This is a genomic window from Paraburkholderia sp. IMGN_8 (assembly GCF_038050405.1).
Taxonomy (GTDB): domain Bacteria; phylum Pseudomonadota; class Gammaproteobacteria; order Burkholderiales; family Burkholderiaceae; genus Paraburkholderia.
In genome coordinates, this window is sequence record NZ_CP150901.1 from 3,421,882 (window position 1) to 3,446,368 (window position 24,487).

Sequence of the window (24,487 nt, forward strand, 5' to 3'; positions counted from 1 at the left end):
CCTGGGAGCCGGTTACTTCGCAATGATGTCGCGCTTGAAGTACTTCATCGACAGATTGCTCAGCGTGCCGTCCTTCTTCAGCGCGTCGAGCGCGGCGTTGATCTTGCCGCCCAGCGCCTTGTCGCCCTTGCGCATGCCGAAGCCGGTGCCTTCGCCGAGCGTGGCCGGATCTTTGAGCGGCTCGCCGACGATCACATAGTCGTGGCCGGCCGGCTTGTCCAGAAACCCGTCCTGCGCAGTCTGCGCTTCCTGAACCGCCGCATCCAGACGTCCTGCGACCAGGTCCGCATAGACCTGATCCTGGTCCTGATACGACACGATCTTTACGCCTGCATTCTCCCAGTGCTGCTTGAGGAAATCTTCCTGCGACGACGCCTGCAGGACCCCGACGCGCTTGCCCTGAAGACTCTTTGCATCGGGCAACAGCGTGGAGCCGCGCTTCGCGATCATCACGATCGGCACGACATAGATCGGCGGCGTGAAATCGATGCTCTGCTTACGCTTGGCGGTGATGTTCATCGCCGAATTGATGGCGTCGAATTTGCGCGCCTGCAACGCGGGAATCAGACCGTCGAACGAGTTTTCCACCCACACGCACTTCACGCCCATCTTCGCGCAGACGGCATTGCCGACGTCGATGTCGAATCCCTGCAACTGGCCGGTCGGAGACTTGCTTTCGAACGGCGGATAGGCGGCCTCGATGCCGAAACGCAAGCTGCCTGCGGTTTCGGCGTTGACCGGGCCGGCCACGCTGACTAACGCGGCAGCGAGGCAGAGTGAAAGCGAAATCTTGAGATTCATGATGGTTCCGGGCCTGATGAGTATCGCTAGAAATGGGGGTCAGGTGAAACAGCCATGAAACCGTGCCAACTCCAATGGCATGGACCGTGTTTCATCACTGTTCTGGAACACAAGTCTATTCTGGACTCAGACAATTGCAAGCATTTTTCAAAAATAATAGTCCAGACTGGACTTTGAATTTAGAATTGCGTCACCGCCGGAAACCGGCAACGACTTGGAGAGCAGGCAAATGAGCAATCGCGAAACGACAACCCCGTTGATCGTCCAGGAGGACGCCGTGCGCAACGCTCTGCCAGAACTGGATGTGCGCCGTGCGCTGACGCAGATGTTTCGCGCGCTCGGCAACGAAGATGCGGTCCAGCCGCCGCAAAGCCTGACGCTGTTTCCCGCCCATGCGGGCGACTTCATCACGTACCTCGGCGCCATCGCCGACGCCAAGGTATTCGGCGCGAAGTTGTCGCCGTACATCGTGACAGGTTCGAAGCCGATCATCACGGCATGGACGGCGTTGATGTCCATGGAGACCGGCCAGCCGCTCATGTGGTGCGATGCCGGCCTGCTCACCATCGAACGCACTGCCGGCGCGACGGCGCTCGCGGTCGAACACCTTGCGGCAGCCGGTGCGCGCCGGCTCGCGATCGTCGGCGCCGGGGCGCTCGGACAGGCGCACCTGCGCCATATCGCGCCGTTGCGGCCCTGGGATGCCATTCAGGTGTTCGCGCCCGGACTCCGCGGCAACGAGGCGAAACGCTCGGTGATCGCCGCGCTGGATGCGCGTGTGACGATCAGCACCACACTCGAGGACTGCGTGCGTGACGCCGATGTCGTGGCGTTGTGCACCTCATCGGGCACGCCCGTGTTGTCTGAAGGCATGCTGGGAAAACCAGCGTTGATCACGTCGATCAGCACGAACGCCGCGAATGCACATGAGATCCCGCCTGCCTGGCTGACGGAGATGGACGTATATTGCGACTACCGGCGCACCACGCCGGCCAGTGCGGGTGAAATGAAGCTGGCGGCTGAGCTGCACGGATGGTCGCCGCAAAGCGTAGTGGCTGACCTGCCCGACCTGGTCTGCGGCAAGGCCGATAGACCGTCTTACCGTAAGCATGTCTTTTTCCGCTCGATCGGCCTCGGACTGGAGGACGTGGCGATCGCCTACGAGTTGTTGCGGCATCTGACCTCGAGAATCGCCGCATAGACGCCGTGGCAAAATAGTACGGACCACAAGGATTGACGGCGGCGTGAACAACCCCATGTCAGACATCGCCGCTACCTGAAAACTGCACCTATCTCCATGCGAAAGACAAAAATCACACCGGCTCGCCGGCTTCTGCTCGAGCGATATAGCCGCGTTGCCGACGGTATCGCGTTGCTCTTTTTCCCGTACGTGGAGATCGTCATTCACGACCTTCACAGCCAGACTGTCGCGTACATCGCGAATAATCTGTCGAAGCGCGAGTTGGGTGATGAATCAGCACTGGAAGAAATCGATCACGTAGCGCCGCCGGGCACGATCGGTCCATACGAGAAGATCAATTGGGACGGCCGGCGCATGCGTTGCGTCAGCACGGTACTGTTCGACGATGCCGGCGTCGCCTGCGGCGTGATGTGCATCAACTACAACATCGCCGTCTTCGATGAAGTGAAACACGTCATCGACCTTGTCGTTTCGGGCGCGGGCGTCGTGAAGCAGCCCGAGGAACTGTTCAAGGACGACTGGCAGGAACGCATCAACACATTCCTTCACGCATGGCTTCAGGAACGCCAGTTGGCCCTGAATTCATTGACTCGCGACCATCGGCGCGAACTCGTCGCGGCGCTGTGGGCAGAGGGCGCCTTCAAAGGAAAGAGCGCGGCGAACTACGTTGCAAATGTTCTGGGGATGGGCCGCGCGACGGTGTATCAGCACATCAGGGATCTGCGGGACGCGGCGGAGTAGCATTCACGCCGCCTCAAGGCAATTCTCGTGGCATAGGTAAATGTAGCGTCAGTCTCCGAGCCGTACTTCGATTTTCTCGATCCGCCGCTCGACCGACCTGCGCACAAGTGCATTCGACGTGACCAGCAGCATTGAAGACGCGATGATCTTGTACACGTCGTTGCGCCGCACTTTGGAGACCTTGGCCGGATCGAGCCAGGCATCGTTATCCACCAGCAACAGCAGCGTGTCGAGGCCGATCAGCACCGGCCACAAACATGCAAGGCGCAAGCGCACGGAAAACGCGGGAATCGCGAGCGTGTATTCCAGGGCTTCGCGGAAGTGATCCAGCGTCTTGCGCACGAGCTCCACCATCAGAGGCCGCGCGCGAACCGAATTGCCCGGCAGCAAAAGGTCTTGCGCACTCAAGCCGAATCGATCCAGCATCGTGCTGGGAAGATAACAGCGGCCGATTCGCAAGTCTTTGCCGCAGTCGCGCAGAACGTTGGTCATCTGCAGCGCTTTGCCGAAGCGCACGCCCCGGCGCGTCATCGTCTCGGGCCGCTCCTTCAGTGTGCCGGGCATATGCGCGTAGGTCATCGTGGTCCAGAATTCGCCGACGCATCCCGCCACCAGATAGGTATACCGGTCGAGCGCTTCATATTCCCGAAGCGCGACGATCTGTCCGGAACGCTCATCGGGAAAAGTTCGAAGATCGAATTCCATGCCCTCGGTCAGCGTCGAAACGATCTCGCGCACGGCCTTCCGGTCGGACTCGCTCAGTTGCGACAACACCTCCAGCGCGGGTCCGAGCGATTCGAGCAACACCTTTTCATCCGACTGGATCTGCTGACCCGCCACTTCGGCCGCCATTCGCCGGATCGACGCGCCGTCGTCCGCGGTGCCGTTGACCTGGTCGCGCAGCGACAACAGCAACGCGAGGCGTTGCTCCGGCGAGACCAGCGACGTGTCCGCAATCGTGTCCGCTGCGCGCGCCAACAGGTACGCGAGGCCGATCGGATCGCGCATCCCGGCGGGCAGCACGCGCAGGGTGAGGTAAAAGGAGCGTGAAACGCCTTTCAGGAGCGGGCCGAGAAGAAAGGCCCGGGTCGGATTCGGCATGGATGGGATCAGGTCAGTATTGGGCAAAAATCAGGCGCTGCCGAATTGTATACGGCGTAACGCTTCTGCTGTGCAGCGCGGACTTCTCGAGCTCCGCGCTACCGACCTTCCGCACGCTGAGCGCTTAGACGCTCATGCGTTCAGCCCCAGCAAACCGATCGCGTTCTGCTTCAGAATCAGAGGCTGCACCTCTTCCCTGAAACCGGCCTGCCTGAAATCCTCGAGCCAGCGGTCCGGCTGGATCAGCGGGAAATCCGAGCCGAATAGCATCTTTCGTTTCAGCAAGGTGTTGGCGTGCCGGATCAACTCGGGCGAAAAATACTTCGGCGACCAGCCGGACAGATCGATATAGACATTCGGTTTATGCAATGCGATCGATAACGCCTGTTCCTGCCACGGCCACGACGGATGCGCGATCACGATGTGCATATCGGGGAAATCCGCCGCCACGTCGTCGAGATAAATCGGCTCCGAATACTTCAGGCGAAGACCTCCGCCGCCTCGCATGCCCGAGCCCATGCCGGAATGTCCGCTATGAAACACCGCCGTCAGCCGGTATTCGGCGATGAGCTCGTACAGTGGGTAAGCGAGCCGGTCATTGGCGAAGAACGCCTGCATCGTCGGATGAAACTTGAAGCCGCGCACGCCGTATTCCTCCACCAGCTTGCGCGCTTCCCGAACGCCCATCTTGCCTTTGTGCGGATCGATACTCGCGAACGCGATCATGACGTCGCTGTTCTTCTGGGCGAATTCGGCGATCTCCTCGTTGGGAATACGCCGGCGCCCAAGGTTCGCTTCGCAATCGACGGTGAACATCACGAAGCCGATATTGCGCTCGCGATAATGCTCGATAGTCTCCGGAATCGTCGGCCGTCGGCCGAGTTTCAGCACTGTGCCGAAGTACTTGTCGGCGGCATCGTCGAATTCCTTCCCGAACAGATCGGGCGGCTGGCAACACGAGACCTCCGCGTGCACATGCGTGTCGATCGCGACAAGTTTGTCGATCTCCATCTACTGCTCCCCCTGTTTTACCAATCAGCGCGCTTTACGTCGCACCGCAAGCGGTCGCGTAAATCACTACGGGGTCGCGCTGCGTCGTGTCGTACATCGCTTCGACTAGCGCGGCCCGTTGCGTCAACACCGCGCGCTGATTGATCGAGCCCTTGTCGGTGATTTCGCCGAGATCGAGCGAAGGCGCGACGTCCATCAGCCGCATGCGCGTTATCGTGGTCGCGCCGCCGGTCGCGCTGCGATTGAGCGTGTCGAGCAGCGCGGCAAAATGCGCTCGCACGGCCGGCGCGTCGACCACCTCGCGCGCGCTCGCCGAAGCGGGCAGGCCGGCGAGCCGGCGGCAATCGTCGAGTCGCGGGAAAACCAGCAGACCTATATCGTCGCGATTCATGCCGGTCACGACCACGTCCTGCACATACGGCGCGCCTTCCGAAATGACCCGAGCGCGCATGGGTCCGACGCTGACGAAGGTGCCCGAACTCAGCTTGAAATCCTCGGCGATCCGACCGTCGAACAGAAGTCCGAGTTCCGGCTGCCCGGCATCGACAAAACGCAACGCGTCACCGCTGCAAAAATAGCCCTCTTCGTCGAAAGCGTTGTCCAGTTCGGCAGCGCTTGCGCGCCAGTACCCGGCCATCACGTGTGGGCCGCGATAGCGCGCTTCGAGCTTGTCGCCGACCGGCGCGAGTTTGACCTCGCAGCCGTGCGCGGGCAGCCCGACATAGCCGGCGCGCATGATAGGCCCGGTGGTGAACAGACACGATGGCGACGTCTCGGTCATGCCGAGCCCGGCCATGATGCGAATGCGTTCGCCGCAATATTGTTCGGTGACCCGTTCGAGCCTGTCCCACGCCGCTTGCGACAGCCCCGCGCCCGAGAAGAAATAGACCTTTACACGTGAGAAAAAAGTCTCGCGCAATGGCGCGTCGTGCTCGAGCGCAATGGCCAGTTCCTCCCAACCCTTTGGCACGTTGAAGTAAATCGTCGGCGCGATTTCACGCAGGTTGCGCAGCGTTTCTTCGAACTTGCCGTTGACCGGCTTGCCGTCGTCGATATACAGCGTGCCGCCGTTGTAGAGCGCAATGCCCGCATTATGACTGCCGCCGAAGGTGTGATTCCACGGCAACCAGTCGACCAGCACCGGCGGTTCGCTGGCGAATTCGGGAAACGTTTCGAGCAGCATCTGCTGGTTGCTGCACAGCATCCGGTGCGTAGTCGGCACGGCCTTGGGCAGTTTGGTCGAGCCTGAGGTGAAAAGGAATTTGGCGATGGCGTCAGGACTGACTGCGGTGTGAACGGCATCGACATTCGCCGGTGTGGTGTTCAACAGGTCACTGAATAGCGTCACGTTGCGGGCCGACTGGGGCTCCCGCGGCGGAATCACCGCCGCTATTTCGACATCGTCCGGCACCACCGCCTCGATAGCCCTTGCAAACATGTCGTAATCGCTGGCGAACACGAGGCCCGGCGTCAGCAGTTCGAGCGTATGCCGCAGCTTGCCGAAGTCGCCGGAAGCCAGCGCGTAAGCGGGAGAAATCGCCGCATACGGGATACCGGCCCACATCGCGCCGAGCGCCAGTTGCAGATGCTCGAGATCGTTGCCCGATAGAATCGCCACCGGCCGCTCGACCGACAGATCACGCGCAAGCAACGCCTGCCCGATCGCGCGGGCGCTTCGCAGCGCCTTCGCGTAGCTGAGTCCCACCCACTGACCGTCGCTGCCGCGGCGCGCTGCCAGCCACCGGTCCGGATGCTCACGCGCGCCGCTCGCGAGCCGGTCGGTCATGCGCTGCGGATGCTCGCCGAGCGGCTCGGCAGCGCGCAAATACCACGTGTCGCCCTTCTGTTGCGCGTGCAACGATGAAGCACCGATCGTCGTCGCGCGGTAGTGCATCGGCCCGCTGGTATGCGCGCCGGGGGTGCTCGATTGTCTCGGCTCGGAATGCAAAGCCTGTCTCCTTGGAAAGCTGCCTGCGCGCCGCCTTGCGACGGCGTCGGGCGCTCCGCTCTACGCGGCGGAGCAACCTTCTTTAGTCCATCACTGACGCCCGTGAAGCGGACGATCAGATGGGATAGTGCCGCGGTCCGGTTTGGATCGTGATCCAGCGCAGGTCGGTGAATTCGGCAATCGACGCCTTGCTGCCGAAACGCCCATAGCCGCTCTTCTTCACGCCGCCGAACGGCATCTGCGCTTCGTCGTGCACGGTCGGTCCGTTGATGTGGCAAATGCCCGATTCGATGCGTTTCGCGACATTCAGCGCCCGCGCTACGTCGCGGCTGAACACGGCTGCGGAGAGACCATATTCGCTGTCGTTCGCGACACGAATCGCTTCTTCGTCGCCGTCCACGCGCTGCACCGTCACCACCGGGCCGAACGATTCCTCGGCATACAGTTTCATCTCACGCGTCACGCCGTCGACGATCGCCGGCTGCATCACGGCGCCTTCAACCGAGCAGCCGACCGGCAGCTTCGCGCCCTTCTCATGCGCATCTTCAACGAGCGCCTTGATGCGCCGCGCGGCCGCCGCACTCTCCAGCACGCCGAGCACCGAATCCGCCGCGGCCGGATCGCCCGCCTTCAAGGTTCGCGCCTTGGCCGCGAGCTTCTCGACCAGCGCATCGGCGATCTTGCGGTCGACGATCACGCGTTCCGTCGACATGCATATCTGCCCCTGGTTGAAGAATGCGCCGAACGCGATGCCGGCCACTGCCGCATCCAGATCGGCATCGTCGAGCACCACCACGGGCGCCTTGCCGCCGAGTTCGAGCAAGGCCGGCTTCAGATGCTGCGCGGCATGTTGCGCGACGATGCGGCCGACGCGCGTCGAACCGGTGAAGTTGACCCGCCGCACCGCCGGATGGGCGATCAGACGCTCGACGATCGCAGGGGCATCCGCCGCCGAATGCGTGATGACGTTCACCACGCCGTCGCCGAGACCGGCCTCCTGCAACACACTGCCGATCAACCGATGCACGCCCGGACAACCCTCCGAGGCCTTGAGCACGACCGTATTGCCACAGGCGAGCGGCATCGCGATCGCCCGCGTGCCGAGGATCACCGGTGCATTCCATGGCGCCATGCCGAGCACCACGCCGCACGGCTGGCGCACTGCCATCGCGAGACTGCCCGGCACGTCCGACGGAATCACGTCGCCGTCGATCTGGGTCGTCATGGCAGCGGCCTCGCGCAGCATGTTGGCGGCCAGCATGACGTTGAAGCCGTACCAGTTGGGCATCGCGCCCGTTTCAGCTACGCCGGTTTCGATGAACTGGCCCGTGCGGGCGTCCATCAGGTCGGCCGCCGCCAGCAGACGCTTGCGGCGTTCAGTCGGCGCCAAGGCCGACCAGACCGGGAATGCGCGCGCTGCGGCTTCGACCGCGGCGTCCGCGTCGGCCAACGTCGCGGCCGCCGCGCGCGAGGCGGCCGTGCCGCTCGCGGGATTGATCCGCTCGAAGGTCTTGCCGTCCGATGCGCCGCGGTTCTCGCCGCCGATCAACAGGGTCACTTCATGCATGTTTCTCGTCTCCTCGCTTGTCTTCTCTCGCGTGAATCTGCTTGAACGCGCTTCAGCGTGCGTAATAGATCAACGTTTGTAGGATTGCAGACCCGGCTTGATTGCCTTGTCATCGAGGAACTGCTTCAGGCCCTGCTCCCGGCCACCCTCGGGGTCGCGTAATTGCGCCTGATCGAGCTTGGCGTACAGGTAGTCTTCGTTCTGATCCCATGTGAGTTCACGGCAACGTTTGAAGCCGTGCTTGGCCGCGCGCAGCACCACCGGATTTTTATCGAGGAGTTTCGCCGCGAGAACGCGCGTGGCTTCGCGCAACTCGGCGCGCGGCACGCTCTTGTTGACGAGGCCCATTTGCGCCGCTTCCGGACCCGTGAACGTTTCGCCGGTCATGATGTAGTAAAGCGCCTGACGATGCCCCACGGTGTCGGCCATCGCCTTGCTCACCAGGTTGCCCGGCGGAATGCCCCAGTTGATCTCCGACAACCCGAACACGGCTTCGTCCGCGGCGATCGCGAGATCGCACGCCACCAAAGGCGAGAATCCGCCACCGAAGCACCAGCCGTTGACCATCGCGATGGTCGGCTTCGCGTACATGCGCAGCAGTTGCCATTGCCAGCGGCATGCATCGCGGCGAATCTTTTCTTGCAGGATTTCCGGGCCGGCGTCGACTTCGCGAAAATATTCCTTCAGATCCATGCCGGCGGTCCAGGCATCGCCTTCGCCTGTCAGCACGAGAACCTGCGCTTCGGCATCCAGTTCCACTGCTTCAAGGACCTCGATCATTTCCTTGTTCAACGTCGGGCTCATTGCATTGCGTTTCTCGGGACGATTGAACGCCACCCATGCAATGCCATCCGCGACATCGACCTTGACGGTTTTCCAGCGGCCTTCATAACTCATCTGCATTCTCCGTGAACGTTGGCCGCGACGGCGGCCTGATGAGCGCATTTAATATCAGGTTGCCTGATATGTAAAGCGGAATGTCGCGAGCTTGGTGCAAACCCCTATCGGCGAAACCGGCGGGCAAGCGCGCTAAGATGCGGGATAGACCAAACCTCTTGCGCCCAATGAGCAAAAATCAAAATCCGCTTGCCGAACCCGCTGCTGCGCGTACCCGCCGCGCCAACTTGCGGCTGACCTACGTGATCGGCAGTCTCGACCGCATTCTGCGGCGCCGCATGACCGAAGCGCTCGCGCCGCTTGGTTTGACGCTCGCACAATTCACCGCGCTTTCCGTCCTCGAAACGAGAGGGCAGGCGTCCAATGCACAGCTCGCCGAGCGCTCGTTCATCACGCCGCAATCCGCCAATGAAGTGATGAACGCAATGGCGAGCCGCGGCTGGGTGAGCCGCGAGCCGGATCCGACCCACGGCCGCATCGTGCTGCTGCAACTGACAGATCAGGGGCGCGCCGTGCTGCGCGAGTGCGAGCAGGCCGTGCGCGCGATCGAACGGCAGATGATGGAAGGCATCGAGCTCGAAACGGCCGGTGCGGTGCAAAACCACCTCGAAACTTTCGTGCGCAACCTGCGCGGCTGACATTCCTGCGTTTGCGAATTGCTAGGTGTTTTCACCGAAGCGATTGAGCTTGTGTTATCAGCCTACCTGATATTAAATCCAGTCCACGGTGCCGCGTGTGGAGACGCGCTGCATCGCTTCGAGGCAAACGGACAGCAACGTGGGCATCAAACCGATGCGCCGCGCGCTGCGGTGTTCGCTGGGCTGTCCACAAGCATCCCATCGTGAGCTCGATGGCGATCTGAATCCCGCTTCGCTGAGGCCGCCTGGCTACCAGGCGCCGGGCAAGCACGACCGCCTCTGCGGCGACACTGCATCCCCTGCTTTTCAGCAACACCGGAAAACCACGCATTTTAATAAGGATCACTAACGTGAAAAGAACCGGAACACTAAGCTCGCCAGACGGCCTGCCTGGATCGGCGACATCCGGCCGGACAAACGCCGCTGTCACCCTCGGATTGTGCTTTGCGATCGCGCTGCTCGAAGGACTCGACCTGCAATCAGTGGGCGTCGCCGCACCGCGCATGGCGCGCGAGTTCGGTTTATCGGTCGCGCAAATGGGCCTCGCGTTCAGCGCCGGCACCTTCGGTTTGCTGCCGGGCGCGGTGTTCGGCGGACGGCTCGCAGACCGGATCGGCCGCAAGCGCGTCCTGGTGATGTCCGCGTGCCTGTTCGGTTTGCTGTCGATCGCGACCGCGTTGGTGAACGACTTTCACACACTGGTGATCGTGCGTGTGCTGACCGGCGTTGGTCTCGGCGGTGCGTTGCCGAACCTGATCGCCTTGTCGTCGGAGGCGGTCGAGCCACGTTCGCGCAGCACCGCGGTGAGTGTGATGTATTGCGGCATTCCGTTCGGCGGCGTGATTGCTTCGGTGATCGGCGTGCTGAGCGCGGGCGATACCGAGTGGCGTCATATCTTCTACGTCGGCGGCGCGGGGCCGCTGGTGCTGGTGCCGTTGCTGCTCGTGTTCCTCGCGGATTCGAAAGCGTTCACGAAGGCCTCGCATGACGGCCACGCGAAGCCCGCTCCGGTCGGCGAAATCCTGTTCGGCGGCACGCGCGGCCTGTCGACCGTGCAAATCTGGGTCAGCTACTTCTGCACGCTGATCGTCCTCTACTTCCTGCTCAACTGGCTGCCGTCGCTGATGGCAGCAAGCGGCCTGACTCGCACGCAAGTCGGCTACGTGCAGATCTTCTTCAACATCGGCGGCGGGATCGGCGCGTTATGCATCGGCATGCTGATGGACCGGATGCGCTCGGGCGTCGTCGTCGCGGGCATGTATATCGGCATCATCGCGTCGCTCGCGGCGCTCTCGATGGCGCCCGGATTCGGCGCGCTCGCAGCCTCCGCGTTCTTCGCGGGAATGTTCGTGATCGGCGGGCAATCGGTGCTGTACGCACTTTCGGCGGCGTTCTATCCAACCGCGATGCGCGGCACCGGCGTCGGCGCGGCAGTCGCGGTGGGCCGCATCGGCTCGGTGGTCGGGCCGCTTGCGGCGGGTCAATTGCTGGCAATGGGCCGTAGTTCGTCGACGGTCATCAGCGCGAGCATTCCCGTCACGCTGATCGCAGCCGCCGCCGCATTGCTGCTGTTGCGCCGTCCGCGCGCCGAAGACTGATCGGCCACATCAAGAACCAACGACAACAACACATTCAATCAACGGTTTGGAGACACCTTTCATGCAAGCATCCGCACGTCTTCTATTTTGCGGCGCGCTGTGCGCCTTCAGCGGCGCCGCAGCGGCTCAATCGAGCGTGACGCTCTACGGGATCATCGATACCGGCATCGAATATGTATCGCACGCGAACGCCGCCGGCAAAGGCGTTTTCCGCATGCCGTCGGTCACCGGCGAACTGCCTTCGCGCTGGGGTTTGCGCGGCAATGAAGATCTCGGCGGCGGCTATAGCGCGATATTCACGCTGGAAAGCGGCTTCAACGTGCGCGCCGGCGACCTCGGCCAAGGCGGGCGATTGTTCGGGCGCCAGGCATTCGTCGGCGTCAAGAGTCCGTACGGCACGCTCTCGTTCGGACGCCAGTACACGATGACGTACCTCGCGCTGATGGGCGCGGACCTGATCGGCCCGGACATTTACGGCCTCGGTTCGCTCGACGCCTATGTGCCGAACGCCCGTGCCGACAACTCAATGACCTACATCGGCACCTATGCCGGCGTGACGCTCGGCGCGAACTATTCGTTCGGCCGCGACTCGGCGGGCACCGGCAACTCGCCAGGCCAGGGCACCTGCACCGGCTCGGTGGCCGGGCACGCCACCGAGTGCCGCGAGTGGTCCGTGATGCTCAAGTACGACGCACCGATGTTCGGCATTGCCGCGTCGTATGAAGAACAGCGCGGTGGCAGCACCGCGGCGGCGAATTTCTTCGACGGCGTCGCCCCCACTCCACTCACGAGCGCCGCCGACAAGGACATCCGCACGCACGTCAGCGCTTACGCGAATATCGGCCGCGCAAAGATCGGCGCGGGTTGGCTCAATCGCCGCGTCGAACCGCTCTCGGCTGCGATCGCCGATGTCCGCTCGAATCTCTTCTTCGTCGGCGCTTCGTACTTTGTGACACCCGCTTTCATCGTCGACGGCGAGGTCTATCACATCACCAATAGCGATCACGACACGCGCGCCACGATGGGCACGCTGCGCACCACCTACCTCCTCAGCAAGCGCACCGCGGTCTACGCGCAGGGCTCGTATCTCGCCAACAGCGCGAAGGCGCGCTACTCGGTCAGCGCCGGCGGAGGCGGCACGACACCCACAGCAGGCACCGGCCAGACCGGCGTGATGCTCGGCATTCGTCATTCGTTCTAGGAGACAGCGCATGAAGTGCACATCCATCGCTCTGGCAGCCGCGGCGGCGCTTACGCTCGCCGCGTGCGGCGGCAACGATGTCAGCGACGGCAATAACACCAGCAGCGTCAGCGCGCTGCCGCAACTGAATGCGGCCACGCCCGGCGCGCTCGCAGGCAGTTGTGCGGCGCTCGGCTCAAAGCTCACGTTCGCCAACACCGTCTTCACTTCGGTGACGGACGTCGCAGCAGGCACGCTCACCGTGGCAGGCAAACCGATCGCCAAACATTGCCTGATCCAGGGCAGCATGAATCAGCGGGTCAGCAGCGTCGACGGCAAGACTTACGCAATCGGCTTCGAGATGCGCCTGCCGGTTGCATGGAACGGCCGCTTCTTTTATCAGGCCAACGGCGGCCTCGACGGCAATATCGTGACGGCGACTGGCGTAATCGGCGGCGGCGGCCCGACCGACAACGCCCTCAACATGGGCTTTGCGGTGATCAGTTCGGATGCGGGACACAGCGCGGCGCAGAATCCGCTCTTCGGCCTCGACCCACAGGCGCGAATCGACTACGGCTACAACGCGGTCGCCACGCTCACGCCGATGGCCAAGCAAGTGATCAAACTCGCTTACGGCAAGGGACCGGACCGCAGCTACTTCGACGGCTGCTCCAACGGCGGCCGCCATGCGCTGGTGGCCGCGGCGCGTTCGTCGGCGCAATACGACGGCATCATTGCCGGCGATCCCGGCTTCCATCTGCCTAAGGCGGCGGTTGGAGAAATGTGGAGCGCGCAGCAATTGGCGAAGGTGGCGACCGCCACTACGGCAAACGGCCTGCCTGACATCAAGACCGGTTTTACGGCCGCCGAACGTCAGATGGTGGCGTCGAGGATATTGGCCAAATGCGACGCACTCGATGGCGTTAGCGACGGTCTGATCCAGGATATCAAGGCATGCCAGGCAAACTTCAGTCTCGCGGCCGACGTCCCCACCTGCACAGGCAACGTGCGCGACGGAACCTGTCTGACGAGCGCGCAGAAGGACGCGATCGGCAACGTCTTCTCAGGCGCACGCGATAGCACCGGCAACGCGCTATATGCGAGCTTCCCGTACGATGCCGGTCTCGGCCAGGGCTGGTCGGCGTGGAAACAGTCAAACTCGATCACACTCGATCCGGCGGCTGCCGCGTTCACGTTCACCACGCCGCCGCAAAGCGCTTCGGTGTTGAGCCAGTTGTCCGCGTACGCGCTGAACTTCAGCATGGACACGGACGCACCGAAAATCTTCGCCACCGGCGGCGTCTATAGCGAGTCCGCGTGGTCGTTCATGACACCGCCCGACGAGACCAATCTCAGCGCATTGAAGCAGCGCGGCGCGAAGCTGATCGTGTATCACGGCACGAGCGACCCGGTGTTTTCATCGAACGATACGACCGACTGGTATCAGCGGCTCATGGCGGCCAACGGCGGCGACGCGTCGAACTTCGCGCGGCTCTATACGATCGCGGGCATGAACCATTGCTCCGGTGGTCCGAGCACCGACCAGTTCGACCTGCTCACACCGATGATTGCGTGGGTCGAACAGGGCAAGGCCCCGGACGGCGTGATCGCCACCGCGCGCGATGCGAGCAATGCCGTCCCGAACGCGGATGTGCCGGCTGACTGGGGCGCGGGACGTACGCGGCCGTTGTGCGCGTATCCGAAAGTGGCTCGGTATAAAGGCGGCGACGTGAATGCGGCGAGCAGTTTCGTTTGTAGCTGAGCGTGCTGTAAGCACACCTTCCCCGCGCGCGACTTGCGCTCGAAACGCGCGGGGGGCGCTTCCGGACAGCGGACCGCACACGCGCCGATTGCGCCTCGGCCCGTCATGCCGGTGCTACACCTGTGCGTCGCGCTGGACGGCGATTCCGATCGTCCCGTTCAGAACCGTCCGTCCGGCCGGCGATTCCACCTTGAGACGATCGCGCGATTTGTTGAGCCTTGCCCGCATTCACCGTTTTGCCACTGCGCCCTACAGTGCGTCATCGAGCGCGCAAAGCCAATACATCGGCGCGCGACGCAACTCTCGGAGGGTCGGTGATGAACAGCAAGCGTGGTTCAATTCCAGTTGCTTTCTTCAGTATCGCAGTGGGCGCATTGGCGTTCGCCAATATGTGGCGCGTCGCAATCAGGGTTTGGCATCTGCCCGCCGGCGCAACGGAAGTGCTGACCGTCGCGGCGCTCGCCGTGTGGCTGGTCATTCTGCTGGCCTACGCGCATAAGTGGCTGACGCGCGCGGCGGACGCTCGTGCGGAAATGCAGCATCCTGTGCAATCGTCGTTTGCCGCGCTCGGACCGGTTTCCAGCATGCTCGCGGCGCAGCTCCTGCAACCGTACGCGCACACCGCCGCGCTTGCGCTGTTCGGCGTAGCAGCCGTCGTCCAGCTTGCGCTCGGCATCTTTCTGCAAGGACGGCTCTGGCAAGGCGGACGCAAACCGGAACTGATCACGCCGGCCATTTACCTGCCGACCGTGGCGCCGAGCTTCGTCGCGGGCACCGCGGCCGCCGCCTTTGGCTTTCATCAGCTCGGCGGGCTGTTCTTCGGCGCCGGCCTGTTGTTGTGGCTCGCAATCGAATCGTTGATCCTGCACCGCGCCGCCGTACATGAACCGCTGCCGGAAGCCTTGCGTCCGATCCTCGGCGTACAACTCGCGCCGCCGGTGGTGGGCGGTGTGACCTACCTGAGCCTGACCACCGGCGCACCCGACCTGTTCGCGCTGATCCTGCTCGGTTATGGACTGTACCAGGCGTTGCTGCTGTTGCGTCTGCTGCCGTGGATTCGCCGGCAAGCCTTCGTGCCGGGTTATTGGGCCTTCAGTTTCGGCGTGGGCGCGTTGCCGACGATGGCCATGCGGATGGTCGAACGCGGCGCAGCAGGGCCGCTTGAATGGGTCGCACCGGTTCTCTTCGTCGCCGCGAATCTGATAATCGGCGTGCTGGCGGTAAAGACGCTCGAATTGCTGCTGCGCGGCAAATTGTTTCCCACCGCCCCGGCGGCCCAAGCTGCTGAGCGGGTAACAGCGGACTCGCGCATCGCACGCGCTAGCTAAGCCTGCGAATTCTGCGAGAAGCTTAAGGCGTTTCGCAGAATTTCATCAATGCAGCGCCATCACGATAAACGAAACCGTCAAATCGACGCTGACACCAGTGCCCCCACGCTCGCAATCGCAGCGTTATTGCGCGCCGCCTCGCCACTCGTTCCGGTGAGATAGACCGACACGAGAACCGGCGCGCGTCCGGCGCGGCCAAAGAATCGCCACATCGTTCGCGGTGCCGTAATCGCCGGTGCCGGTTTTGTCGCCGACGCGCCAATCCTTCGGCAGCTTCAGGCGAATCCGTTCGCCGCCCGTCTGGTTGGCGACGAGCCATGCCACCAGTTGCTCACGCGATGACGCGGACAAACGCTCGCCCAGCAAAAGCTCGCGCAGATTGCCGAGCATCGCATTCGGTGTGGTGGTGTCGCGCGGATCGCCGGGAATCGCTTCGTTCAGCGTCGGCTCGATACGGTCAAGACGCGTGATGCCATCGCCGATGCTGCGGGCGAACGAGGTCAAACCCGTCGGACCGCCGATGCTCGCCAGCAGCAGATTGGCCGCCGTGTTGTCGCTGCGGGTTATCGCCGCCATGCACAAGTCAGCGACGCTCATGCCCGCGCTGCCGGTCCGCTCACGGGTGTGTTCGCTCGTCACCGGCGAGTACGGCACAAGGTCGCCCTCGGAGAATACGATGCGCCGCTGCAGATCCTCCTGCCCACGGTCTTTGCGCGTCAGCACGGCTGCCGCCGCCAGCAGCTTGAACGTACTGCACATCGGAAAGCGCTCGTCCATCCGCGCGCCGGCATGTAATCCGGAAGCTGTGTCGAGTATTGCAACGCCTAAGCGCCCGCCGGTTTCGGCTTCGATTTGCGCGAGCCGCTGGCGGATGTCGTCGGCCCTCGCTGAAATGCCTCCTTGCGCGCTCGCTTTCACCACCTTCCCGAATGCCCCAACCGATCCAAGCGCAACCCCAGCTATCGAAACACCCAGCACTGCGCACGTAAACTTTCGCCTTGCGATCATCGCCGCTCCTTGTGTAAAGCCGCAACTATCGGGTTTTCGGCGCGCGCTGACAAACGATGATAAGTTAGTCGACTCACAAGAAAATCTTATGCCTCCGCTATGCGTCCGTATCTACCGTTGAACGCGCTGCGCGCCTTCGAATCGTCCGCGCGCCATCTGAGCTTCACTCGCGCGGCGCTTGAACTGAACGTGACTCAGGCAGCCGTGAGCCAGCAGGTCAGAGCGCTCGAGGAGCGGCTGGGCAGCGCACTCTTCAAGCGCCTGCCGCGCGGACTGGCGATGACCGACGAAGGCCTCGCGCTGCGTCCGGTACTGACCGATGCGTTCGATCGCATCGAGGCCGTGCTCAAGCAATTCGAAGGCGGCCACTTTCACGAGGTGTTGACGGTCGGCGTGGTGGGCACGTTCGCGGTCGGCTGGTTGATGCCGCGGCTCAAGTCGTTTCGCGACGCGCATCCGTTTGTCGAACTGCGGCTTCTCACGAACAACAACCTGGTGGATCTCGCCACCGAAGGCCTCGACTTCGCGATTCGTTTCGGCGACGGCACGTGGCCCGGTTCGCTCGCCACCCGGCTGCTCGACGCGCCGCTCGCGATCCTGTGCACGGCGGAGATCGCCGCGCGTTTGCGTGCGCCGGCCGATCTCGCGAATGAAACCTTGCTGCGTTCGTATCGCGCGGACGACTGGATCAACTGGTTCGCCGCCGGCGGCATTCCGCCGCGGCCGATCCGCGGGCCGGTGTTCGATTCGTCGAGATTAATGGTGGAAGCGGCGATGCAGGGCGCGGGCATCGCGCTGGCGCCTGCGCTGATGTTCGATCACGAGTTGAACACGGGCCGTCTGGTGCGCCCGTTCGACGTGGAGGTGCATGCCGGCAGCTATTGGCTGACGTGGTTGAAGGCCAGGCCAATGACGCCGGCGATGCTGCTGTTCAGTCAGTGGATCGTCAAGGAAGCGGCCACGCAAACGTGAGACTAGCAAGCCGCCGTACGGCGATGGCCGTTCATTGCGGGCCGCTCCGCTTGCGGCGGGAACACGTTCCACGAACCGTCGTCGTGACGAAAGAAGAAGATCGACAGCAGTCCGCCTGGGCGTAGTGCCTCCACGCAAACATAGCGCTGATGCTGCATCTTGCTGTGGCAAAACTGCACGACACGCGCGGGCATCGACGGTGTCGGTGCGAGCCATTTATCGACGGCCCAGTGCAAGGTCTTTTCAGCGGCAACCATGATGTTCTCCTTGAATCTCGTTCCACTCACTCAGGCAGCGTGCGCAGCGATCTGACGACCCTTCGCACCACTTTCGACAAAAGCCTTCACCAGACACAGCAGCGCATGCATGCCGGTGCGCGGATGGGTCAGGCAGCAATGCACCTGTTCGCTGCGGCTTTCGCCGAGCAGGCACCACGCGCAGAAGTGCTCGCAGTTATTGGTCAGGAGCCGATAGTGGTTCTCGCCGAGCCTGGAGCGGGCGCGGCGCACGGCTTCGTCGCCCTGGTAGCGCGCGCAGGGTGTCGTGCGAACCGACAGCGGATGGCCGGCGGCGAAGCGCGCCAGTTCGACTTCTTCCACAGGACCGCGATGCGCCGAGTTCGCAAAACCGGCGTAATGCACCACCCGGCCGTTGCCGACATAAATGCCGTGGTGTTCGTAACCGTTGCGTTGCGTCACGAGATGCGCGCCGATCGGCAGGTCGATGGTCGACGTATCGTTGCGGCCTTCGCTGCGCCGTTCGACGTTCGTCTGAAGAAGGTTGGTGTTCATGGCTGGCCTCGGTTCAATATCCAACACTGTTGCGAGGTCTTTCGCATCATCCGGGCCATGGGCCGCAAAGCCTTTGTTTACGGGGGAATCGGCATTTTCGAGGGTTCGGAAATCAAGCAGGTGTGCGCCGTCAGCCGACAGATTTCGCGTCGAAGTGTTGGCGCCCGGCGATCATTTTCGGTCGTCGATAAACGAGCGGCAGGCCTTGCCAATGTGTTGGGTACAGCACCGGTCTGAGGCCGCCGCTGTTGGCTGCAACCCGACCTCTGCGCGTCGATCTGAACGTACGGCGCGGGTCCGATCGAACGGAATCGCCGCCCAATCAACGCGTTACGACAAACCGCGCGCGCCAGCCGCAAATTGGCATGCCACTTGCACCATCTCGTTCAGCTTCTTTTTTAACCGCGCGCCGCCCCCCGGGAGGCCAACCGGAGATCGACATGGCTTCAATCACAGTGAATGACCTGACGCTGAACCTCGCGCTCGACCGTAAAGCGATGGCGGCGATTCGCGGCGGCGGCGGTGCGCCGTGGGTGTACGGCTGGATTCAGCCCTATGTGCGGGAAACACCTAGCATCGGACCGGTCGTCAACCTGTACGAGGTCTCGAACAACTTCTATGCTAACCAGATGATCAACCAGTTCCAGTCGGTCGATGTCCGCAACACCGGCGCGAACTCGAACATCAGTGTCTCTCCCGACGCACGCAGCAGAAACGATACGGTGTAGACGTTGTGACCTGTGCGAGCCAATTTCGATGGACGTCGTCCGCGCGTTCCGACGTCGGACGCGTCCGCGAAATCAACGAAGATGCCTGCCTCGACCAGCCCGAACTCGGGCGTTGGGCCGTCGCCGACGGCATGGGCGGGCACGCGGTCGGCGATCTGGCGAGCCGGCTGGTGATCGATACGTTGAGCAGGCTCCCGCCGCCGGTGGGCATGAAAGCCTTGATCGCCGACGCGCGCGTCCGGCTGCAAAAGGCCAACCGCCAACTCAGGAACGAAGCGGCGCGCCGCCAAGTGCAGCGAATCGGCAGCACCGTGATCGTGCTGCTCGCGTGCGACCGCTTCTGCGGTTATCTGTGGGCGGGCGATAGCCGTCTCTATCTGCATCGTGATGGGCAATTGCGGCAACTGACGCGCGACCATAGCCAGATAGAAGAACTCAAATCGCTAGGCGTCATCACCGACGAACAGGCGCGGCACCATCCGGCTCAGCACATGATTACGCGCGCCGTCGGCGCCACGGACCGGCTCGAACTCGACGACGATGTCATCGAAGTCGCGGACGGCGACGTCTTCCTGCTATGCAGCGACGGCCTGAGCAACGAAGTCACCGATGAGGAAATGCTCGCCGTGCTGACCACGGTGGAGTGCAAGCGCGCCCCCGAAGAACTGGTCGAACTGGCGCTCGCGCGCGGCGGGCGCGACAACATCACCGCCGTGGTGGTGCAGGCCGAGGATCTCAACGCGTCTGACAAAACGCTGCTCAACCCGGCGCCTTGATGGCGTGGGTGCGGCGTCAACTATCGCTACCCTCTTCTTCACCGTCGTCGTCGGCACCGTTGTTGCCGGGCGGCGGCGAGTTCCGGTTGCGAAAGTCTTTCGAATGCAAGCCATGCTTCTTCAGCAGCATTTGCAGATGCGAGCGGTTCATGTCGATGCGCCGGGCCAGTTCGGCGACCGTGCCGCTCACTTCGCGAAGGCCGCGCTCCAGGAACGCTTTTTCCGCATCGTCGCTGGCGGCCCGCTTGGCGTCGCTCAGCGACATCAGATTCGCCACGCTGATTTGTTCGTGGCCGCCAGCCGTAGTTCCTGCATTGGCAGCCGCCCCGGCCGAACCGGGCGCAGCCGGCCGCATATCCACCGGCAGATGATCGATATCCGCCATGTCGCCGGCGAGGCACGACACGCGATACATCACGTTGCGCAGCTCGCGGATATTGCCCGGATAGGCATAGTTGAGCAGAAAGTCGCGCAGCCGCGGCGTCAATCGCACGGGCCGGCGCTTCAGCGTGCCGGCGGCCTCGTCGCCGAACCATGCAATCAGCAGCGGAATCTCGTCGCGTCTCTCGCGCAGCGGCGGCAGTGTGACGTGAATCACGCTGAGCCGGTAGAACAGGTCCTCGCGAAACTTGCCCTCCTCGCTCAGTTGCCGCAGATTGCGATTGGTCGCCGCGACGATGCGCGTATCGACGGCAATCGTTTCGTCGGAGCCCACGCGCTGAATCTCATGCGCCTCCAGCACGCGCAACAGCTTCACCTGGCCGGCCAGCGGCAACTCGCCGATTTCGTCGAGAAAGATCGTGCCGGTATGCGCGCTTTCGAACTTGCCTTTGCGGTCGCCCGATGCACCGGTGAACGCGCCCTTGCGATGTCCGAATAATTCCGACTCGAGCAGATTGTCGGGAATCGCGCCGCAGTTGACGGAGATAAACGGCTTGTCCGGCCGCCCGCCGTTCGCGTGAATCACCTTCGCCATCAGCTCCTTGCCGGTGCCGCTTTCGCCGTCGATCAGCACCGGCAGGTCGGTGGGCGCCGCTTTTTCGGCGATTTCGAGCGATTCGAGCAGACGCGGATTGTCGCCGAACGTACCCTCGAAAATGAAGCTGCGCTCGAGCAAGGCTCTTCTGCGCGCGCCGCGCGATTGATCGACATGCGCGGGCTCGGCGGCCGTCGCGGCTTGCACGAAGCGCTCCTTGTGCGAAAGCTGCATCACCTCGTCACGCAGCGAAGTGGCCTGCCTGAGCAGCTTGTCGATGTCGGCGCGCTCAAGCCGCGACGACCAGCGCAGCGTCGAGCGCAAAATCTCGATCCGCTCGATCAGGCCCGCGTACGAAATCGCCGGGCTGGCCTCTTCAATCTGGTCGAGTATCTTCATCACGCGCTCAACTGTTTCTGGACCAGCTGGTAGTACATGCCGCCACGCTGGATCAGTTCATCGTGCCGGCCCTGCTCGACAATCGCACCTTCATACAGCACGAGAATCTTGTCCGCGCGCATGATCGTGCTGAGCCGATGCGCGATGATCACCGCGGTTCGGCCCTTCAGAATGTCGTGCATATTGCCGAGGATATTGCTTTCCGATTGCGAGTCCAGCGCGGAGGTGGCTTCGTCGAATACCAGCAGACGCGGATCGTGATACAAGGCCCGCGCGATGCACAGGCGCTGAATCTGCCCGCCGGATAAACCAATGCCGCGTTCGCCGACAATCTGCTCGTAACCGAGCGGCATCTTGCTGATGAACGCGTGCGCGTCGGCCATCTTCGCGACTTCTTCGATGCGGCGCCGTTCGGGCGCGTCGTCGCCGCTCGCGATGTTCTCGGCAATCGTGCCGGAAAACAGCAGATTGCTCTGCATCACGTAGCCGATCTGTGCCCGGTAATACGCCTTATCGACCACGCCGAGATCGTAGCCGTCGATGGTCATCTTGCCTTCGGTCGGCGCATAGAAGCCGACCAGCAGTTTGGCGAGCGTGGTCTTGCCCGAGCCGCTGCGGCCCACAATGGCCACCAGCTCGCCGGGCTTGATGTCAAAGCTGATATTTTCGAGTACATAGGCGGAGTCGTTGTCGCCGTAGCGGAAATAGACCCCGTTAAGGCTGATTTCACCTTGCAGTTCGGGCAGCATCACGCGCGAGGGCAAATCCTCCGGCTTCTGCTCCGGTTCGATATCGAGCACGTCGCCGAGCCGCTCCATTGCGACGCCCGCGTCGTTCAACATGCTCCACAAGCCGACCAGCCCCATCAGCGGACCCAGCACACTGCCCATGAACGCGTTGAACGCAATCAGCTGACCAATCGTCATTTCGCGCGCCAGCACCAGATTCGCGCCGACCCAGAGAATCGCGATCGTGGTCGCGGCGTTCAGCAGCTGGCTGCCGAGCCCGACGAGAATATTGAATGCATGCGCGCGATACTGAACCTCGAGCGCCTTCGCGTACTTCTTTTCCCAGCGCAGCCGCACCGGCCGTTCGATACCCATGCCCTTGACGGTTTCCGCGCCCGCGAGCGCTTCCATCAGAAACGCCTTCGAATCAGTCGAGGCGGTGAATACTTCGCGCGCGTAGTTCTTGATCTTCGGCGTGGCCAGTGCCGTCAGCGCCATGATCGGAATGACGAACGCGATCAGCACCAGCGTCATCTTCACGTTGTAGACGAACATGATCGTGAAGTAGATGAACACCATCAGCAGATTCAACGCGGTGGTCACGGTGGATTCGGTGAGGAAGGCGCGGATCGTCTGGTTCTCCTGGAAGCGCGCGAAAATGTCGCCGGTCTTGCGCTTGGCGAAGAACGAGAACGGCAGCGACATCGTGTGCCTGAAGAACTGCGACATCATCGAGAAGTCCATGTTGCGCACCATGAAATTCGCCAGATACGCACGAATCGACGACATCAATTGCGAAAACACGCTCGAAATAATCAGGCCGGCAATCAGCAGATGCAGCAGGCTCACGTTCTGATGCACGATCACGCCGTCGAGAATGTTCTGGATGATCAGCGGCGGAATCACGCCGAGCACCTGAATGACGAAAGTGGCGAGGAACAAGTGCCCAAGAATTTTCTTGTACGGCCTGAGGTAGCCGACAAAGCGTATCCACGGCGAACGCGAAGCCGACATCTGCAACAGATTCGGGCCACCGGTAAACAGCAGGCAGGTGCCGCTCCAGCCACGCTCGAAATCTTCAACCGCCATTTTTCTGAAGCCGAGCGCCGGGTCGGCGACCCATACATAGTCCTTCGAGACTCCGTACACCACGACGTAGTGGTAGCCCTCCCAATGCACGATGAACGGCAGGTCAAAGCCGCGCAACGAGTCGAAGGTGCATTGCACGCCGCGCGCGGTGAAACCGAGCGATTCGCCGGCGCGCGCGAGGCTGTCGAGGGTTGCGCCCTGAGTCGTGACGTTGGCGAGTTCGCGCAGTTTGCCGAGCGTCATCGGAATGCTGTAGTGACGGCACACCATCGCGAGGCACGCGGCGCCGCAATCCATTTCCTCGGCCTGCTCGACCAGCGCAAAGCGCTTGATGACCTTTTCCCCGAACTCGGGCTTGGTCTGCAAATCGAGCATCAGCGGCAATTTGCGCCGCTGTTCGAGCCGCTTTTGCCGCTGCAGTTCACGGTCGCCGTAACGAATCCGCTCGTCGAGCACTTCGCGCAGCTTCGGATTGCGTTCGAGGATGAAGTGGACAGTGCGCTCGGGAATCACCAGCAACCGCGTATCGGTCGTTGCCACCACCGAAGCCATCTGTTCCTGGCGCATCAAACACGCTTTCTCGCCGAAGATTTCGCCCTGGTCTAGCGTAGCGAGCGTGTAGTCATGGCCTTCCTCATGCCGCACGATGCGCACTTGCCCTTGCCGCACCACATAGAGCCGCCGGTCGTCGCGCCCGTCCTGCTTGAGAATCTCCTTGCCGGCGGCCACGCGTTTTACGCCGACGCTGCGCACATATTCTTCGAGTTCCGCCTTGTTCAGCTTGCCGCGCAGATCGAACAGCTGCGCGACGAAACCGCCTGCCGAATTGATCGCCACATAGCTCGCGATAAACGCCTGCGCGGCTTGATTACCGGCGATCACCGGCTCGATCGCGGCGCGTGGAATGAACAGCAGCTCGGTTTTCGCCGACGCCCGCACCGACGCTTCGTGCACATAGGCACGCAACATCGCGATGTCGGCGAAGATCTCGCCGGCCTTGCGCACGCCCATGCTGGTTTCCTTGCCGTGTTCCTCGGTGAAAATGCGCACGGAACCGGAACGAACCACGTACAAACCGTCGGCCGCCTCGCCTGCGGAGCACACCGTTTCGCCGAACGAATAGAAGCGCGCTTGCGCATATTCGGCAAGACGTTCGATCTCGTCGCGCGAAAACGGCGAAAGAATCTCCACCGAGGTCAGAAACTCGGCAGCGGACGGCGCGGTCTGGGGTGCATCCATGTGCTTCT

Annotated in this window: 20 protein-coding genes and 1 pseudogene; 10 read left to right on the forward strand and 11 right to left on the reverse strand. The window is 62.6% G+C overall.

Annotated elements, in window-relative coordinates; all coding sequences use genetic code 11:
- Positions 1-12: 12 nt before the first annotated feature.
- Complete coding sequence (locus WN982_RS36485) at positions 13-801, reverse strand: ABC transporter substrate-binding protein (RefSeq protein ID WP_341316838.1); 789 nt, start codon at positions 799-801, stop codon at positions 13-15.
- Positions 802-1,030: 229 nt separating this feature from the next.
- On the opposite strand from WN982_RS36485, the gene WN982_RS36490 reads away from it, so the two are divergent.
- Positions 1,031-2,002 carry an ornithine cyclodeaminase family protein gene (locus WN982_RS36490; RefSeq protein WP_341316839.1) on the forward strand — a complete coding sequence of 324 codons (972 nt, stop codon included), beginning with the start codon at positions 1,031-1,033 and terminating at the stop codon, positions 2,000-2,002.
- 96 nt (positions 2,003-2,098) lie between these two features.
- A complete protein-coding gene (locus tag WN982_RS36495; RefSeq protein WP_341316840.1) occupies positions 2,099-2,743 on the forward strand; it encodes a PAS domain-containing protein in 645 nt (214 codons plus the stop codon).
- 48 nt (positions 2,744-2,791) lie between these two features.
- Here the strand turns inward: WN982_RS36495 and WN982_RS36500 are convergent, their stop codons facing one another.
- The 5 genes from WN982_RS36500 to WN982_RS36520 form a co-directional block, all read right to left on the reverse strand.
- Positions 2,792-3,844 carry a phytoene/squalene synthase family protein gene (locus tag WN982_RS36500; RefSeq protein WP_341316841.1) on the reverse strand — a complete coding sequence of 351 codons (1,053 nt, stop codon included), beginning with the start codon at positions 3,842-3,844 and terminating at the stop codon, positions 2,792-2,794.
- 132 nt (positions 3,845-3,976) lie between these two features.
- On the reverse strand, positions 3,977-4,855 hold the full coding sequence (locus WN982_RS36505) for an amidohydrolase family protein (RefSeq protein ID WP_341316842.1): 879 nt from the start codon (positions 4,853-4,855) through the stop codon (positions 3,977-3,979).
- A gap of 34 nt (positions 4,856-4,889) precedes the next feature.
- A complete protein-coding gene (locus WN982_RS36510) occupies positions 4,890-6,749 on the reverse strand; it encodes a feruloyl-CoA synthase (RefSeq protein ID WP_341319544.1) in 1,860 nt (619 codons plus the stop codon).
- 169 nt (positions 6,750-6,918) lie between these two features.
- The gene (locus WN982_RS36515; protein ID WP_341316843.1) at positions 6,919-8,370 is read right to left on the reverse strand and encodes an aldehyde dehydrogenase; all 1,452 of its coding nucleotides are present in this window, start codon (positions 8,368-8,370) and stop codon (positions 6,919-6,921) included.
- 69 nt (positions 8,371-8,439) lie between these two features.
- Entirely contained in the window at positions 8,440-9,267 is an 828-nt protein-coding gene (locus tag WN982_RS36520; protein ID WP_341316844.1) for a p-hydroxycinnamoyl CoA hydratase/lyase, read from the reverse strand.
- Positions 9,268-9,434: 167 nt separating this feature from the next.
- Between WN982_RS36520 and WN982_RS36525 the strand changes: the two genes are divergently transcribed.
- The 5 genes from WN982_RS36525 (at position 9,435) to tehA (ending at position 15,773) form a co-directional block, all read left to right on the forward strand.
- The gene (locus tag WN982_RS36525; RefSeq protein WP_341316845.1) at positions 9,435-9,905 is read left to right on the forward strand and encodes a MarR family transcriptional regulator; all 471 of its coding nucleotides are present in this window, start codon (positions 9,435-9,437) and stop codon (positions 9,903-9,905) included.
- Between the two features lie 386 nt (positions 9,906-10,291).
- Positions 10,292-11,503: a 3-(3-hydroxy-phenyl)propionate transporter MhpT gene (gene mhpT, locus WN982_RS36530; RefSeq protein WP_341319545.1), complete on the forward strand. Its 1,212-nt coding sequence runs from the start codon at positions 10,292-10,294 to the stop codon at positions 11,501-11,503.
- 61 nt (positions 11,504-11,564) lie between these two features.
- The gene (locus WN982_RS36535) at positions 11,565-12,704 is read left to right on the forward strand and encodes a porin (protein WP_341316846.1); all 1,140 of its coding nucleotides are present in this window, start codon (positions 11,565-11,567) and stop codon (positions 12,702-12,704) included.
- Between the two features lie 10 nt (positions 12,705-12,714).
- Positions 12,715-14,445 carry a tannase/feruloyl esterase family alpha/beta hydrolase gene (locus WN982_RS36540; RefSeq protein ID WP_341316847.1) on the forward strand — a complete coding sequence of 577 codons (1,731 nt, stop codon included), beginning with the start codon at positions 12,715-12,717 and terminating at the stop codon, positions 14,443-14,445.
- Positions 14,446-14,762: 317 nt separating this feature from the next.
- Positions 14,763-15,773 carry a dicarboxylate transporter/tellurite-resistance protein TehA gene (gene tehA, locus WN982_RS36545; protein WP_341316848.1) on the forward strand — a complete coding sequence of 337 codons (1,011 nt, stop codon included), beginning with the start codon at positions 14,763-14,765 and terminating at the stop codon, positions 15,771-15,773.
- A gap of 77 nt (positions 15,774-15,850) precedes the next feature.
- Here tehA and bla read toward each other — a convergent pair.
- Positions 15,851-16,781 (reverse strand): annotated as a pseudogene (bla, locus tag WN982_RS36550) (class A beta-lactamase).
- Positions 16,782-16,880: 99 nt separating this feature from the next.
- Here bla and WN982_RS36555 point away from each other — a divergent pair.
- Positions 16,881-17,753 (forward strand): LysR family transcriptional regulator, encoded by an 873-nt coding sequence (locus tag WN982_RS36555; protein ID WP_341316849.1) that lies wholly within the window; start codon positions 16,881-16,883, stop codon positions 17,751-17,753.
- A gap of 2 nt (positions 17,754-17,755) precedes the next feature.
- On the opposite strand, the gene WN982_RS36560 is transcribed toward WN982_RS36555, so the two are convergent.
- Positions 17,756-18,010 (reverse strand): hypothetical protein, encoded by a 255-nt coding sequence (locus WN982_RS36560; RefSeq protein WP_341316850.1) that lies wholly within the window; start codon positions 18,008-18,010, stop codon positions 17,756-17,758.
- Between the two features lie 30 nt (positions 18,011-18,040).
- A complete protein-coding gene (locus tag WN982_RS36565) occupies positions 18,041-18,544 on the reverse strand; it encodes a lecithin retinol acyltransferase family protein (protein WP_341316851.1) in 504 nt (167 codons plus the stop codon).
- Positions 18,545-18,984: 440 nt separating this feature from the next.
- Here WN982_RS36565 and WN982_RS36570 point away from each other — a divergent pair, with 440 nt between their 5' ends.
- Both WN982_RS36570 and WN982_RS36575 read left to right on the forward strand, forming a co-directional pair.
- Positions 18,985-19,272: a hypothetical protein gene (locus WN982_RS36570; protein ID WP_341316852.1), complete on the forward strand. Its 288-nt coding sequence runs from the start codon at positions 18,985-18,987 to the stop codon at positions 19,270-19,272.
- A gap of 5 nt (positions 19,273-19,277) precedes the next feature.
- On the forward strand, positions 19,278-20,048 hold the full coding sequence (locus tag WN982_RS36575; protein WP_341316853.1) for a protein phosphatase 2C domain-containing protein: 771 nt from the start codon (positions 19,278-19,280) through the stop codon (positions 20,046-20,048).
- A gap of 16 nt (positions 20,049-20,064) precedes the next feature.
- On the opposite strand, the gene WN982_RS36580 is transcribed toward WN982_RS36575, so the two are convergent.
- Together WN982_RS36580 and WN982_RS36585 are read right to left on the reverse strand one after the other, a co-directional pair.
- Positions 20,065-21,426, reverse strand: coding sequence for a sigma 54-interacting transcriptional regulator (locus tag WN982_RS36580; RefSeq protein WP_341316854.1), 1,362 nt, complete (start codon positions 21,424-21,426; stop codon positions 20,065-20,067).
- Positions 21,423-24,479 (reverse strand): peptidase domain-containing ABC transporter, encoded by a 3,057-nt coding sequence (locus tag WN982_RS36585; protein WP_341316855.1) that lies wholly within the window; start codon positions 24,477-24,479, stop codon positions 21,423-21,425. The genes WN982_RS36580 and WN982_RS36585 overlap by 4 nt, the downstream gene beginning before the upstream one ends.
- Between the last annotated feature and the right edge of the window lie 8 nt (positions 24,480-24,487).

Coding starts and splice junctions, on each gene's coding strand:
- WN982_RS36485 (WP_341316838.1), bottom strand. CDS start 801: ATGAATCTCAAGATTTCGCTTTCACTCTGCCTCGCTGCCGCGTTAGTC.
- WN982_RS36490 (WP_341316839.1), top strand. CDS start 1,031: ATGAGCAATCGCGAAACGACAACCCCGTTGATCGTCCAGGAGGACGCC.
- WN982_RS36495 (WP_341316840.1), top strand. CDS start 2,099: ATGCGAAAGACAAAAATCACACCGGCTCGCCGGCTTCTGCTCGAGCGA.
- WN982_RS36500 (WP_341316841.1), bottom strand. CDS start 3,844: ATGCCGAATCCGACCCGGGCCTTTCTTCTCGGCCCGCTCCTGAAAGGC.
- WN982_RS36505 (WP_341316842.1), bottom strand. CDS start 4,855: ATGGAGATCGACAAACTTGTCGCGATCGACACGCATGTGCACGCGGAG.
- WN982_RS36510 (WP_341319544.1), bottom strand. CDS start 6,749: ATGCACTACCGCGCGACGACGATCGGTGCTTCATCGTTGCACGCGCAA.
- WN982_RS36515 (WP_341316843.1), bottom strand. CDS start 8,370: ATGCATGAAGTGACCCTGTTGATCGGCGGCGAGAACCGCGGCGCATCG.
- WN982_RS36520 (WP_341316844.1), bottom strand. CDS start 9,267: ATGAGTTATGAAGGCCGCTGGAAAACCGTCAAGGTCGATGTCGCGGAT.
- WN982_RS36525 (WP_341316845.1), top strand. CDS start 9,435: ATGAGCAAAAATCAAAATCCGCTTGCCGAACCCGCTGCTGCGCGTACC.
- WN982_RS36535 (WP_341316846.1), top strand. CDS start 11,565: ATGCAAGCATCCGCACGTCTTCTATTTTGCGGCGCGCTGTGCGCCTTC.
- WN982_RS36540 (WP_341316847.1), top strand. CDS start 12,715: ATGAAGTGCACATCCATCGCTCTGGCAGCCGCGGCGGCGCTTACGCTC.
- tehA (WP_341316848.1), top strand. CDS start 14,763: ATGAACAGCAAGCGTGGTTCAATTCCAGTTGCTTTCTTCAGTATCGCA.
- WN982_RS36555 (WP_341316849.1), top strand. CDS start 16,881: ATGCGTCCGTATCTACCGTTGAACGCGCTGCGCGCCTTCGAATCGTCC.
- WN982_RS36560 (WP_341316850.1), bottom strand. CDS start 18,010: ATGGTTGCCGCTGAAAAGACCTTGCACTGGGCCGTCGATAAATGGCTC.
- WN982_RS36565 (WP_341316851.1), bottom strand. CDS start 18,544: ATGAACACCAACCTTCTTCAGACGAACGTCGAACGGCGCAGCGAAGGC.
- WN982_RS36570 (WP_341316852.1), top strand. CDS start 18,985: ATGGCTTCAATCACAGTGAATGACCTGACGCTGAACCTCGCGCTCGAC.
- WN982_RS36585 (WP_341316855.1), bottom strand. CDS start 24,479: ATGGATGCACCCCAGACCGCGCCGTCCGCTGCCGAGTTTCTGACCTCG.